This window comes from Burkholderia metallica (genome assembly GCF_001718555.1).
GTDB lineage: Bacteria > Pseudomonadota > Gammaproteobacteria > Burkholderiales > Burkholderiaceae > Burkholderia > Burkholderia metallica.
This window is the reverse complement of record NZ_CP013401.1, coordinates 2,717,861-2,730,787: the sequence shown is the minus strand read 5'-3', so window position 1 is coordinate 2,730,787 and position 12,927 is coordinate 2,717,861. Positions and strand designations below refer to the sequence as shown.

Here is a 12,927-nt window from a genome sequence, read left to right as displayed (position 1 = left end):
CGGAAAGCGTTGAAGGAGCCGTTGCCTACTTGCGGCAGTGCGGATCCTGGATCAGTGCGAGGCGGGCTAGAAGCTCGTCCACCTGGAGTTCGAGGATCCTGTTTCGCACGGATTGCGTGCGGAGCTTGTTGAGCTTGACTCTCCAGTACGCGGGATCGTTTACCGACGACTTGTTGACGAACGCATGCTGCGCTTGCTCAAGTAGCCCGATCGCTCGCCTGATATGCAGTATTTCGCGTTCCGCTTCGCAGTACCAGCTCATGTTTGCCGCCTTCTGATGATTTTTATCGTGACTTGCTGCTCCTCGAGCGCCCTTGCGTTCATTCGACGACGCGCGAGCCGATCTCGAACCGTGCTGCTGCACGGCGCGACGGGTGGGGTGTAAGGGGCAAATGTGGCGCGCCGGCAGGGCGCCACGCAGACTTGGGGAGAGGCCGAGCGGTCAATCTACAATTGGGTGCTCTGGTCAACCCATCATACGCGCATCGCTGTCAGGCAACTGCTTTATTTCGTCTGCGGAGGGAGGGGGCCGTGGTCCTTCGGCCCGACGACGGGGGCGGTTGGGTGTCGAACGTCGAGGTAGTACGGGAGATGCCGTAGCTGTGCGCATTTGAACTCGCCACCGCTTGCGCAGGGCATAGCCATGTCGCATTGACAGAGCGCCGCCTGTTCGCTGCCGTGACGGAATCTCGATATCATCCCGCTACAGGAATCGGACTCAATTTCCGGAGAATCCGCGAGCCGCCGAGGCTATGGCCACCTATCTCCGCGAGAATCCGCGCAGGGCTCACTGAGCGAGCTAACGACCCTATGAACGAATCACAAGATATCGAGCGCGCTGAATCTGGGCCTTCATCGGGTGCGATAACGCTCGCTATTGCGACCTTCATCGGACTGTGGCTTCCGTGGATCGGCTTTGCGTACTGGTATGTCGAGGCAGGCGGATTTCACAGCGGAATTTTTGCACCCGGCACGGCGGGCTTCCTTTTGTTTACCGCTGCCACGTGGGTCGTGACCCCCCTCTTTACCTTGATCTACGTCGTTTATGCGATGCGCTCAGCGCTTCGCAATACATACGACCAAATAATGTTCGCCATTGAGTGTCTGATTCTTCTTGGAATGTGGGCGGTTGCGGCATCTCCGTTCGTCGGCCGCTAGGTTGAAGCGTGCGGCACCGCGGCTAACGCTAGAACGAGAGAAGCCCGCCTCCAGTGTTGCAGGATTGCGTTCGGCGTGTGCCATCTGGCGCGCTACAAGCGGTACTACTTCGCAGTGTTCGGTTGGACGAGCAAGAACATCCCGTTGTTGTCCGTGAGTGTGTACGGGGCCGCGCCGGCCTTTGCGTTCCATACCTGCACGTCAGTGAGCCGGAGTGTTGGTATCCGTGTTGTTGGTATCGGCTGATACCAACAAAAACACCGACACTTTCTCCGGCTGTCACTGAGCAACGTTGGGTAATGAAGGGAGCTAGATGTCCGCCAGACGGACCTGAGCGGGCGATTTCTTGTGAATCTTGGGGATGGTTTGGAACTCGACTGGTCCCCCCGACAGGAATCGAACCTGTATCTAGCGCTTAGGAGGCGCTTGTTCTATCCATTGAACTACGGGGAGAGCCCTATCCGGGCAATCGCGCAAAAAACGCGAACCGGACGGCGGTGTGGACAGCGCGCAGAGTATAGCAAACGCGCGGCGCAACGGCGGGGCGGAATGCACGCCGACGCGCGTGATCGCGTACTCAGCCGCGATCGGAAATCAGCCAATCAGCCAATCGGCGAATCAGAAATCGACGACGACGAAATCTTCCTTGCCCACGTCGCACAGCGGGCAGCGCCAGTCGGCGGGAATGTCGGCGAAACGGGTGCCGGGCGCGATGCCTTCGTCGGGCAGCCCTTCCGCTTCGTTGTACACCCACCCGCAAATCAGGCAGACCCAGCTCTGGTATTCGGTTACTTCGCTCATAACGCTCAGGAAAAAATAAAAATCCGGTCATGCCGTCCGCGGCTCGGCCGGCGGACGAAAGGCGCAATGGTACCGGAATTTCTTCGAACGACTGCGCAACGTCGTTTTAAACCGACTAAACGTACGCATCGCGAACAACGCAACCGAAATACCGATGCCGTCCGTGCGGTGTATGCTTCCGGGGCTGTTCAATCATGAGGAGAACGCGATGCTGAACAAAAAGTGGATCGCAGGCGCGGTGTGCGTGGCGGCGATGGCCGTGTCGACGCTCGCGCGGGCCGAGGCGCGTGTGTATTTCGAAGCGCCGAGCGAGGGCGCGACGGTGTCGAACCCGGTGCACGTGAAGTTCGGGGTCGAAGGGATGGACCTGCGGCCCGCCGGCGACATGACGCCGAACACCGGTCATCATCACTTGCTGATCGACGGACAGCCGGTCCCGAAGGGTGACGTGATCCCCGCGACCGAACGCTCGCTGCACTTCGGCAAGGCGCAGACCGAAACCGACCTCAAGCTGCCGCCCGGCCCGCACACGCTGACGCTGCAGTTCGGCGACGGCGCGCACCGTTCGTACGGCCCGGAAATGAGCTCGACGATCAAGATCAACGTGAAGTAATCACATGTTGGCGCGTGCCGGCGCCCGACGCGTCCGGCGCGCAATGGTCGATCGGCCGGCCGCGGCATCCGGCCGGCGCGAGCCCTTTGCCCGGAACCTGCGCCCGGCGTCCGCTACCGGAAGCCGGGCGCACGCGGTGCACGAATCGCATCGCGCCGAGGTGCTTCGACGGACGCCCCAGGATTGCCGCCAAAAGCGCGTTCCAACTGGCATCTCGTTCCCTTTGCCGGCTCCGTCCATCCAGCCATGCCGGTGCCTGCCTCCGCGCCCGGTACAATGGGCGCTTCCGATTTCTCTCTTCGCCGTCTCCCCATGTCGCTCTATTCCATTACCGGCGCGCAGCTCGCGTTCGGTCACGTCGCGTTGCTCGATCACGCGGACTTCTCGCTGGAAGCCGGCGAGCGCGTCGGCCTGATCGGCCGCAACGGCGCGGGCAAGTCGTCGCTGCTGAAGATCGTCGCCGGCCTCGCGAAGCCCGACGACGGGCTGGTCACGCGCCAGCAGGAGCTCGTGACCGTCTATGTGCCGCAGGAGCCCGAATTCGAGCCGGGCGCGACGGTGTTCGACGCGGTTGCGTCCGGGCTCGCCCACACGCGCGAACTGCTCGAAGAATACGATTCGATCGCGCACCGCCTCGCGGATATCCCGGAAGGCGCCGAACACGATGCGCTGCTCGCACGGATGAACGCGCTGCAGTCGTCGCTCGATGCGCACGACGCGTGGAACTGGCGCACGCGCGTGTCGATGACGCTCGCGCAGATCGGCCTGGCGGACGTCGACGCGCCCGTAGACGCGCTGTCGGGCGGCATGCAGAAGCGTGTCGCGCTGGCGCGCGCGCTGGTGCTGCAGCCCGACGTGCTGCTGCTCGACGAGCCGACCAACCACCTCGACTTCGACGGCATCCGCTGGCTGGAAGAGCTGCTCGTCGCGCAGCGCGCGGGCCTGCTGTTCATCACGCACGATCGCGCGTTCCTCGACCGCGTCGCGACGCGCATCGTCGATCTCGATCGCGGCCGGCTGCTGTCGTACCCGGGCAATTTCTCCGCGTACCAGACGCGCAAGGCGCAGCAGCTCGAAGTCGAACGCGTGGAAAACGAGAAGTTCGACAAGCTGCTCGCGCAGGAAGAAGTGTGGATCCGCAAGGGCGTCGAAGCGCGCCGCACGCGCAGCGTCGGCCGCATCGCGCGGCTCGTGCAGATGCGCAACGAGCGCGCGGAGCGCCGCAACGCGCAGGGCAACGTGAAGCTCGACGTCGCGCAGGGCGAGAAGTCCGGCAAGATCGTCGCGGAGCTGACCGACGTGACGAAGCGCTACGGCGGCCGCACGGTGGTCGATCGCTTCTCGACGACGGTGATGCGCGGCGACAAGATCGGCTTCATCGGCCCGAACGGCGCGGGCAAGACCACGCTGCTCAAGCTGATCCTCGGCGAACTCAAGCCCGACGAAGGCACGGTGCGCACCGGCACGAACCTGCAGGTGGCGTACTTCGACCAGATGCGTGCGCAGCTCGACCAGGAAAAGAGCCTCGCGGATACGATCAGCCCCGGCAGCGAATGGGTCGAGATCGGCGGCGTGCGCAAGCACGTGATGAGCTATCTCGGCGATTTCCTGTTCGCGCCGGAGCGCGCGCGTTCGCCGGTGAAGTCGCTGTCGGGCGGCGAGCGCAACCGGCTGCTGCTCGCGCGCCTGTTCGCGCGTCCTGCCAACGTGCTGGTGCTCGACGAACCGACCAACGACCTCGACATCCCGACGCTCGAACTGCTCGAGGAACTGCTGGCCGACTACGACGGCACGGTGCTGCTCGTCAGCCACGATCGCGCGTTCCTCGACAACGTCGTGACGTCGGTGATCGCGGCCGAGGGCGACGGCAAGTGGCGTGAATACGTCGGCGGCTTCACCGACTGGCAGATCCAGAGCGAGCGCTCGGAGCAGCTCGCGCAGCAGGAAGCCGCGAAGCGCGCGGTCAAGGAAGCGGCGCCGGTGAAGGACGAGCCGGCGAAGAGCGCCGCGGGCCGCAACGCGCAGCGCACGGTGAAGCTGTCGTTCAACGAGCAGCGCGAACTCGATTCGCTGCCGGAGAAGATCGCCGCGCTCGAAGCGGAGCAGAAGACGATCAATGCGCAGCTCGAGGACGGTGCGATTTTCGCGAAGGATCCGCAGGAAGGCACGCGCCTGACCGAGCGCTTCGCGGCGATCGACGACGAGTTGCTGGCCGCGCTCGAACGGTGGGAAACGCTCGAGGCGAAGCGCAAGCCCGCATAATTCGCGTGACGCGGGGTGCGGCCGTCGCGCGCGATTGCGCAACTGGCGCGCCACGCGGAACCAGTAAAATACCGCGCGTCCCGGGCAGCGCAGCGCACGCCGCGCGCCCGCTTTCGGAGCAGTCCAAGCACACCGTTGTTTCGATTCGCTTTTTTACGGAACTCAACGTTTTGTCCACGACGTTATCCACACGAGGTGTGGACAACGTCCCGATGAATGACGAAATTCAGCGCCTATGTCAACGAAGAAACCCAGCGCGGCCTATAGCGAAGCATCGATCAAGGTGCTCAAGGGTCTCGAGCCGGTCAAGCAGCGCCCCGGCATGTACACCCGTACCGAGAATCCGCTGCACATCATCCAGGAAGTCATCGACAACGCGTCCGACGAGGCGCTCGGCGGCCACGGCAAGCAGATCACGGTCACGCTGCATACCGACCAGTCGGTCTCGGTCGAGGACGACGGCCGCGGCATCCCGTTCGGCATGCACCCCGAAGAGGGCGTGCCGGTCGTCGAGATCGTGTTCACGCGCCTGCATGCGGGCGGCAAGTTCGACAAGGCCGCGGGCGGCGCCTATACGTTCTCGGGCGGCCTGCACGGCGTCGGCGTGTCGGTGACGAATGCGCTGGCGACTCGCCTCGACGTGACGGTCTGGCGCGACGGCAAGATTGCGGAGCTCGGCTTCGCCGACGGCGACGTCGTGAAGCCGCTCACGACGCAAGGCGCGGGCCGCGGCGAGAAGAAGTCGGGCACGCGCGTGCAGGTGTGGCCGAATCCGAAGTATTTCGATTCGCCGAACCTGCCGCTCGGCGAGCTGCAGCGCCTGCTGCGCTCGAAGGCGGTGCTGCTGCCGGGCGTCGAGGTCGTGCTCGTCAACGAGAAGACCGGCGAGCGCCAGACGTGGAAATATGAAGACGGCCTGCGCGGCTACCTGCTCGACGAGATGAACGGCAGCGAGCTGCTGATCCCGTTGTTCGAAGGCGAGCGCTTCGCCGATGCGCGCTCGACCGACGAAACCTTCGCCGAGGGCGAGGGCGCGTCATGGGTCGTCGCCTGGAGCGAGGAAGGTTCGCTCGTGCGCGAGTCGTACGTGAACCTGATCCCGACGCCGGCCGGCGGCACGCACGAATCCGGCCTGCGCGACGGTCTCTACCAGGCGGTGAAAAGCTTCGTCGAACTGCACAACCTGCAGCCGAAGGGCGTGAAGCTGCTCGCGGAAGACGTGTTCGCGCGCGTGTCGTTCGTGCTGTCCGCGAAGGTGCTCGATCCGCAGTTCCAGGGGCAGATCAAAGAGCGCCTGAACAGCCGCGACGCGGTGAAGCTCGTGTCGTCGTTCTCGCGCCCGGCGCTCGAACTGTGGCTGAACCAGCACGTCGAGCACGGCAAGAAGCTCGCCGAGCTCGTGATCAAGCAGGCGCAGGCGCGCACGCGTGCGGGCCAGAAGGTCGAGAAGCGCAAGAGCTCGGGCGTCGCGGTGCTGCCCGGCAAGCTGACCGACTGCGAGACCGAAGATATCGCGCGCAACGAGCTGTTCCTCGTCGAAGGCGATTCGGCGGGCGGCTCCGCGAAGATGGGCCGCGACAAGGAATACCAGGCGATCCTGCCGCTGCGCGGCAAGGTGCTGAACACGTGGGAAACCGAGCGCGACCGCCTGTTCGCGAACAATGAAGTGCACGACATCTCGGTCGCGATCGGCGTCGATCCGCACAGCCCGGACGACACCGTCGACCTGTCGAACCTGCGCTACGGCAAGATCTGCATCCTGTCGGACGCGGACGTCGACGGCTCGCACATCCAGGTGCTGCTGCTCACGCTGTTCTTCAAGCATTTCCCGCAACTGATCGAACGCGGCAACGTGTACGTCGCGCGTCCGCCGCTGTTCCGCGTCGACGCGCCGGCACGCGGCAAGAAGCCCGCGCAGAAACTGTACGCACTCGACGAAGGCGAACTCGAAGCGATCCTCGACAAGCTGCGCAAGGACGGCGTGCGCGAGACGCAATGGAGCATCAGCCGCTTCAAGGGTCTCGGTGAAATGAGCGCCGAGCAGCTGTGGGACACGACGATGAACCCCGACACGCGCCGGCTGATGCCGGTGAAGCTCGGCGAGCTCGACTACGAGGCGACCGTCGCGCGCATGACGATGCTGATGGGCAAGGGCGAGGCAGCCGCGCGGCGCGGCTGGCTCGAGGAAAAGGGCAACGACGTCGAAGCAGACATCTAAGCGGAGCACCTGCGCGGCCGGGCATGACGCCCGGCCCGGCCTCACGCCACTTACGAATACGGAATTCAGATGGACGACAATACTTCCGATCTCTTCGCCGGGTCCGACGCACCGGATGCCGAAGCGCTGACGCTCGGCAACTACGCGGAGCAGGCGTACCTCAGCTACGCGGTCAGCGTCGTGAAGAGCCGCGCGCTGCCCGACGTGTGCGACGGCCAGAAGCCGGTGCAGCGCCGGATTCTCTACGCGATGAACGAAATGGGCCTTGGCCCGGACGCGAAGCCGGTGAAGTCGGCGCGCGTGGTCGGCGACGTGCTCGGTAAATATCACCCGCACGGCGACCAGTCGGCGTACGACGCGCTCGTGCGTCTCGCGCAGGACTTCTCGCTGCGCTACCCGCTGATCGACGGGCAGGGCAACTTCGGCTCGCGCGACGGCGACGGCGCGGCGGCGATGCGATACACCGAAGCACGCCTCACGCCGATCGCGAAGCTGCTGCTCGACGAGATCGACCAGGGCACGGTCGACTTCATGCCGAACTACGACGGCTCGTTCGAGGAGCCGAAGACGCTGCCGAGCCGCATGCCGTTCGTGCTGCTGAACGGCGCATCGGGCATCGCGGTCGGCCTGGCCACCGAAATTCCGTCGCACAACCTGCGCGAAGTCGCGGCGGCGGCGGTCGCATTGATCCGCAATCCGAAGCTCTCGCACGCGGAGCTGATGAACCTGATTCCCGGCCCGGATTTCCCGGGCGGCGGCCAGATCATCTCGAGCGACGCTGAAATCGCGGCGGCGTACGAAACCGGCCGCGGCAGCCTGAAGGTGCGCGCGCGCTGGAAGATCGAGGATCTCGCGCGCGGCCAGTGGCAACTGGTCGTCACCGAGCTGCCGCCGAGCACGTCGGGCCAGAAGGTGCTCGAGGAAATCGAGGAGCTGACGAACCCGAAGCTCAAGCTCGGCAAGAAGACGCTGACGCCCGAGCAGCTCAACACGAAGAAGGCGATGCTCGACCTGCTCGACGCGGTGCGCGACGAGTCGGGCAAGGAAGCGGCGGTGCGGCTCGTGTTCGAGCCGAAGTCGCGCACGATCGACCAGACGGAATTCGTGAACACGCTGCTCGCGTACACGAGCCTCGAATCGAACGCGACGCTGAACCTCGTGATGATCGGCGCCGACGGCCGGCCGGGCCAGAAGGGGCTGCTGACGATCCTTGACGAGTGGGTGAAGTTCCGCCAGCTGACGATGACGCGCCGTTGCCGCCATCGTCTCGCGAAGGTCGACGACCGCATCCACATCCTCGAAGGGCGGATGATCGTCTTCCTGAACATCGACGAGGTGATCCGGATCATCCGCGAGGCGGACGAACCGAAGGCCGCGCTGATGAGCGCGTTCGGCCTCACCGATCGCCAGGCGGAAGACATTCTCGAAATCCGGCTGCGCCAGCTCGCGCGGCTCGAGAAGATCAAGATCGAGAAGGAACTCGAAACGCTGCGCGACGAGAAGGCGAAGCTCGAGGAACTGCTCGCGAACGAAAGCGCGATGAAGCGGCTGATGATCAAGGAGATCGAGGCCGACGCGAAGCAGTACGGCGACGATCGCCGCACGCTGATCCAGCAGGAAAAGCGCGCGACGTTCGAGGCGAAGGTGGTCGACGAGCCGGTGACGGTGGTCGTCTCGCAGAAGGGCTGGGTGCGTGCGCTGAAGGGCCACGGGCTCGACCCGGCGGCCTTCTCGTTCAAGGCCGGCGACAGCCTGTACGCGGCGTTCCAGTGCCGCACGCCCGATCGCCTGATCGCATGGGGCAGCAGCGGCCGCGTGTACTCGGTCGACGTGTCGGTGCTACCGGGCGGGCGCGGCGACGGCGTGCCGGTCACGTCGCTGATCGAGCTCGAATCGGGCTCGCATCTGATGCACTACTACGCGGCGCCGGCCGATCAGCAACTGCTGCTCGCGTCGAGCAACGGCTTCGGCTTCCTCGCGAAAGTGGGCGACATGGTGAGCCGCGTGAAGGCCGGCAAGTCGTTCATGACGATCGACGCGGGCGCGGTGCCGCTCGCGCCGATGCCGGTGCTGCCGAACGCGACGCAGGTCGCGTGCCTGTCGAGCGGCGGCCGTCTGCTGGTGTTCGGGATGGACGAGATGAAGACGCTGTCCGGCGGCGGTCGCGGCGTGATCCTGATGGCGCTCGACGACAAGGAAACGCTCGTGCAGGCGCTGGCGATCGATCCGGCGGGCGTCGTGCTGATCGGCACCGGCCGCGGCGGCAAGACGATGGACGAGACGTTGTCGTATGCGGGGCTTGCGCCGCACATTGGCAAGCGCGCCCGCAAGGGTCGCACGCCGGAGACGAAGCTCAAGGTCGTCAGCGAGCTGCGTCCGCTGCTCGGCTGACGCCGCGCACGATCGACCGTCCGGCTCGGACGCCATCGAAGGCCGCACTTCCGCTTCGGCGGACGTGCGGCCTTTGCTTTTGGGAGGGGCATTCGGGTAAGCAAGCGTGGCGCTGTCATGCGGAACTTGCAAAATAGTGTGAAATCGCGCCTGGGGTCTGAACCGCGCGGCGACAATCCGGTCGAACACGCCTCGATGCCGCGTGCGACGCGGTCGCTCGCCGCACCCCACTCCTCACAGGATTGCCGTCATGTCCCATGCTGTCGCCGTCGCGCTGTTTCTTCATCTGCTGGCCGTCGCCGTGTGGGTGGGCGGGATGGTCTTCGCCAACTTCTGCCTGCGTCCGGCGCTGTCCGACCTGGCGCCGCAGCTCCGGCTGCCGCTGATCGAAGGCGTGTTCGGCCGTTTCTTCAACTGGGTGTCGGGCGCCGTGATCGTGATCCTGCTGTCCGGCGGTTTCCTGCTCGTGGAATTCGGTGGCGCGCACGCGACGTGGTCGCTGCATGCGATGGCCGGGCTCGGCGTCGTGATGATGCTGATCTTCGGACATATCCGCTTCGCGCTGTTCCCGCGCATCCGCCGGGCGGTGCAGGCGCAGAAGTGGCCGGACGGCGCGCGCGCGGTGAATACGGTGCGCCTGCTCGTTCTCGTGAACCTCGTGCTCGGCGTCGTCACGATCGGCGCGGCGGTGTTGTCGCGCGGGTTCTGACCGGTCGGCGCCGGCCGGCCCGCAGCCGCCGGCGCATCGGTACGTGCCGCTACGCGGCCAGCATCGCATCGAGCAGCCATGCGCCGACCGGGCCGAGCGGCCGGTTGCGCGACCAGACCGCATCGACCCGCACGCGGCGCGGCCAGCCGCGCGCACGCAGCTCGCACAGGCGATCGCGCGCGAAGTGGTCGACCATCCAGCGCGGCAGCTCGGCCCAGCCGAACCCCAGCACGGCCATCTCCAGCAGCATCAGGTAGCTCGGCGCCAGCCAGTGCTGCGTGCCGACGACGATTCGATCGTCGCCGCCGCGGCCTTCCGTTTTCACATAGGTATTGAGGCGCAGTTCGCGCGCATCGCGCAGCGCGGCGTGCGGCACGTCGGCGTCCCCGTATTCGGCGAGCGCGTGCGTGCGCCCGACGAACAGGCCGATCTCCGACTCCTCCGCGATCGTCGCCGCGCCGATATCGGCCGGGTAGGCCGCCCGCGCGGCCATCAGCCCGAGCTGCGCGCGCCCCTGCTGGATCAGGTCGAGCACGTCTTCGTGCTCCGCGATCTGGCATTCGAGCTCGAGCGCAGGAAAGCGTTGTTCGAGCGCCATCAACGTTTCTTCGTAGCGCTTCGACTGGTACGTATCGGAGACGACGAGCGTCAGACGCGCTTCCTCGCCGCGTGCAAGCCGCGCGGCCGTGCGGTCGATCGCCGCGCCGGCTTCGAGCGCACGCTGGACCTGCGGCAGCAGCGCGCGCCCGGCGTCGGTCAGCGTCGGCGCGCGGGTCGAGCGGTCGAACAATTGCACGCCGAGATCGATCTCGAGGTTCGCGATCGCCTCCGACACGGTCGACTGGCGCTTGCCGAGCTTGCGCGCGGCAGCCGTAAACGAGCCGAGCAACGCGGCTTCGGCGAATGCGAGCAGGGCTTCGGGGGCATGGCGCATGCGGCGCTCCGGGCGGCGATATATCGGTAAAACCGATGATATTAAACTGGATTAATACGGTCGTGCCGATCAAAATGGCCGTCATGAACGAAGTACACGAATCGGAGGGCATCATGAAACAGGTCAATAAAACGGTGACGGAACGGCTGCTGCATGCGCTGACGTTCGAACTGGTCGCGATCGCGCTGTGCGCGCCGATCGGCGCGTGGCTGCTCGACATGCCGGTGTCGCACGTCGGCGTACTGACGGTGATGGTGTCGCTGATCGCGATGGCCTGGAACATGGCGTTCAACACGCTGTTCGACCGCGTCGAGCGCCGTGCGGGGCGCACGCGCACGCTCGGCATGCGGATCGCACATGCGGTCCTGTTCGAGCTCGGCCTCGTCGCGATGGTGGTGCCGGTTGCGGCGTGGTGGCTGAACGTGAGTCTCGTCGAGGCGCTGCTGCTCGACCTCGGCATCGTGCTGTTCTTCCTGCCTTACACGTTCTGCTTCAATCTCGCGTACGACGCGCTGCGCGCGCGCTGGATCGCGCGCCGGGTCGCGGTGCACGCAGGGTGAGGGCGGGCGAGACGGGCGAGACGGGCGAATGCCGGCCGCGCCCGGCGGGGCGGCGGCCGTCGTCCGTCAGTGCGCGGCGGCCCACAGCCACACGCCGCACGCAACCGCGACCGTGCCGTACACCGCATAGACGGGCACCTTGAAGCGGGCGAAGCACAGCGTCGCGAACGCGCCCGTCAGCCAGTAAACGGGGTCGACCGGCTCGCGGTGCAGGATCCTCACCACGGCGACGACGAGAAACCCCGTGGTCGCCGCACGCAGCAGGCGCATCCCGTGCTCGAAGCGCGAATGGCGCTTGAGCCGGAACAGGTGCTTCTGCGCGAACACGACGAGGCACCCCGACGGGATGAACAGCGCGGCCGTCGCGAGCAGCGCGCCGACCCAGCCGTCGGTGAGGTAGCCGAGAAACGGCACGACGTTCAGCAGCGGCCCCGGCGCGACGGGCGACAGCGCGAACGCCAGCGTGAAGTCGTGATCGGAGATGCCGGTGGCCGGCGTGACGAACAGCGTCTTGAGTACCGGCAGCGCGGAAAAGCCGCCGCCGAACAGCGTCATGCCGGCGCCGGCGAGACGCGGCCACAGCAGCGTCGCCTGGTAATCGCCGGGCAGCGGGACCGCGAACAGCGTGACGAGCACGCCGAGCAGCACGAGCAGGTTGCGGTCGCGGGTGGACAGCGTGACGTCGACCGCGTCGCGTTGCGGCGGCCCCGTCAGCCAGCCGGCCGCGAATGCCGCGAACAGAATGCCGACGAAAGCGGCCGGATTATGGGCGAAACCGAGCAGAATCGTCGACAGCGCGGCGATCAGCTGTTCGCGCCGCGTGCGCGCGAGCGAGCGCAACTGCTTGACCCACGTGACGCCGATCAGTGCGGCGAGCACCATCCCGAAGTGATTGATCAGCATCGGCACGGCCAGCGAGCGCACGAACGGCGTGCGATAGAAGATCGCGAACAGCGTCATCAGCAGGGAGAACGGCAGCACGCTCGCGATGCCGGCGACCCAGGCGCCGATGCGGCCGTGCAGCAACTGGCCGACCTGGATGGCCACGTTGCAGCCGACCGGGCCCGGCACGAGCCACGCAAGCGCGACGAGGTCGCCGAATACGTGAGGCTCGATGCGCCGCAGCCGTTCCACGTAGTGGCGCTCGAGCTGCGCCATCATCGACAGCCCGCCCCACGAGACCGCCGAAATGCTGGCGACGACCTTGAACAGCTGCCACAGGGAAGCCCGCGCCCGTTCGACGTCGGCGGGCGCTTCGAATTCGACGGTTGTCATATTAGT

The 12,927-nt window shown here is 66.0% G+C and carries 11 protein-coding genes and 1 tRNA gene; 7 read left to right on the top strand and 5 right to left on the bottom strand.

The genetic code is table 11. The annotated features are described in order from the left end of the window. Positions 1-25: 25 nt before the first annotated feature. On the bottom strand, positions 26-262 hold the full coding sequence (locus tag WJ16_RS12275; protein ID WP_069257282.1) for a hypothetical protein: 237 nt from the start codon (positions 260-262) through the stop codon (positions 26-28). A 548-nt stretch (positions 263-810) separates the two neighbouring features. On the opposite strand from WJ16_RS12275, the gene WJ16_RS12270 reads away from it, so the two are divergent. Beyond that, entirely contained in the window at positions 811-1,158 is a 348-nt protein-coding gene (locus tag WJ16_RS12270) for a hypothetical protein (RefSeq protein ID WP_069257281.1), read from the top strand. Between the two features lie 378 nt (positions 1,159-1,536). On the opposite strand, the gene WJ16_RS12265 is transcribed toward WJ16_RS12270, so the two are convergent. Together WJ16_RS12265 and WJ16_RS12260 are read right to left on the bottom strand one after the other, a co-directional pair. After that, a tRNA-Arg gene (locus WJ16_RS12265) sits at positions 1,537-1,611 on the bottom strand. Between the two features lie 165 nt (positions 1,612-1,776). Further along, a complete protein-coding gene (locus WJ16_RS12260) occupies positions 1,777-1,959 on the bottom strand; it encodes a rubredoxin (protein ID WP_006398668.1) in 183 nt (60 codons plus the stop codon). 208 nt (positions 1,960-2,167) lie between these two features. Here WJ16_RS12260 and WJ16_RS12255 point away from each other — a divergent pair, with 208 nt between their 5' ends. The 5 genes from WJ16_RS12255 to WJ16_RS12235 all read left to right on the top strand — a co-directional run bounded on the left by WJ16_RS12255 (position 2,168) and on the right by WJ16_RS12235 (position 10,152). Next, positions 2,168-2,572: a DUF4399 domain-containing protein gene (locus WJ16_RS12255; protein ID WP_069258044.1), complete on the top strand. Its 405-nt coding sequence runs from the start codon at positions 2,168-2,170 to the stop codon at positions 2,570-2,572. A 312-nt stretch (positions 2,573-2,884) separates the two neighbouring features. After that, entirely contained in the window at positions 2,885-4,834 is a 1,950-nt protein-coding gene (locus WJ16_RS12250) for an ATP-binding cassette domain-containing protein (RefSeq protein ID WP_069257280.1), read from the top strand. A gap of 235 nt (positions 4,835-5,069) precedes the next feature. Further along, positions 5,070-7,052, top strand: a complete 1,983-nt coding sequence (locus tag WJ16_RS12245; protein ID WP_069257279.1) for a DNA topoisomerase IV subunit B — start codon at positions 5,070-5,072, stop codon at positions 7,050-7,052. A 69-nt stretch (positions 7,053-7,121) separates the two neighbouring features. Further along, the gene (gene parC / locus WJ16_RS12240) at positions 7,122-9,443 is read left to right on the top strand and encodes a DNA topoisomerase IV subunit A (RefSeq protein WP_069257278.1); all 2,322 of its coding nucleotides are present in this window, start codon (positions 7,122-7,124) and stop codon (positions 9,441-9,443) included. A 250-nt stretch (positions 9,444-9,693) separates the two neighbouring features. Continuing rightward, positions 9,694-10,152, top strand: a complete 459-nt coding sequence (locus WJ16_RS12235; RefSeq protein WP_069257277.1) for a CopD family protein — start codon at positions 9,694-9,696, stop codon at positions 10,150-10,152. Between the two features lie 49 nt (positions 10,153-10,201). On the opposite strand, the gene WJ16_RS12230 is transcribed toward WJ16_RS12235, so the two are convergent. Then, positions 10,202-11,086 (bottom strand): LysR family transcriptional regulator, encoded by an 885-nt coding sequence (locus tag WJ16_RS12230; protein WP_069257276.1) that lies wholly within the window; start codon positions 11,084-11,086, stop codon positions 10,202-10,204. A gap of 113 nt (positions 11,087-11,199) precedes the next feature. Here WJ16_RS12230 and WJ16_RS12225 point away from each other — a divergent pair, with 113 nt between their 5' ends. Beyond that, a complete protein-coding gene (locus WJ16_RS12225) occupies positions 11,200-11,646 on the top strand; it encodes a multidrug/biocide efflux PACE transporter (protein ID WP_069258043.1) in 447 nt (148 codons plus the stop codon). A gap of 66 nt (positions 11,647-11,712) precedes the next feature. On the opposite strand, the gene WJ16_RS12220 is transcribed toward WJ16_RS12225, so the two are convergent. After that, positions 11,713-12,921: a chromate transporter gene (locus WJ16_RS12220; RefSeq protein ID WP_069257275.1), complete on the bottom strand. Its 1,209-nt coding sequence runs from the start codon at positions 12,919-12,921 to the stop codon at positions 11,713-11,715. Positions 12,922-12,927 lie beyond the last annotated feature (6 nt).

Coding starts and splice junctions, on each gene's coding strand:
- WJ16_RS12270 (WP_069257281.1), top strand. CDS start 811: ATGAACGAATCACAAGATATCGAGCGCGCTGAATCTGGGCCTTCATCG.
- WJ16_RS12255 (WP_069258044.1), top strand. CDS start 2,168: ATGCTGAACAAAAAGTGGATCGCAGGCGCGGTGTGCGTGGCGGCGATG.
- WJ16_RS12245 (WP_069257279.1), top strand. CDS start 5,070: ATGTCAACGAAGAAACCCAGCGCGGCCTATAGCGAAGCATCGATCAAG.
- WJ16_RS12250 (WP_069257280.1), top strand. CDS start 2,885: ATGTCGCTCTATTCCATTACCGGCGCGCAGCTCGCGTTCGGTCACGTC.
- WJ16_RS12260 (WP_006398668.1), bottom strand. CDS start 1,959: ATGAGCGAAGTAACCGAATACCAGAGCTGGGTCTGCCTGATTTGCGGG.
- WJ16_RS12225 (WP_069258043.1), top strand. CDS start 11,200: ATGAAACAGGTCAATAAAACGGTGACGGAACGGCTGCTGCATGCGCTG.
- WJ16_RS12275 (WP_069257282.1), bottom strand. CDS start 262: ATGAGCTGGTACTGCGAAGCGGAACGCGAAATACTGCATATCAGGCGA.
- WJ16_RS12235 (WP_069257277.1), top strand. CDS start 9,694: ATGTCCCATGCTGTCGCCGTCGCGCTGTTTCTTCATCTGCTGGCCGTC.
- parC (WP_069257278.1), top strand. CDS start 7,122: ATGGACGACAATACTTCCGATCTCTTCGCCGGGTCCGACGCACCGGAT.
- WJ16_RS12230 (WP_069257276.1), bottom strand. CDS start 11,086: ATGCGCCATGCCCCCGAAGCCCTGCTCGCATTCGCCGAAGCCGCGTTG.
- WJ16_RS12220 (WP_069257275.1), bottom strand. CDS start 12,921: ATGACAACCGTCGAATTCGAAGCGCCCGCCGACGTCGAACGGGCGCGG.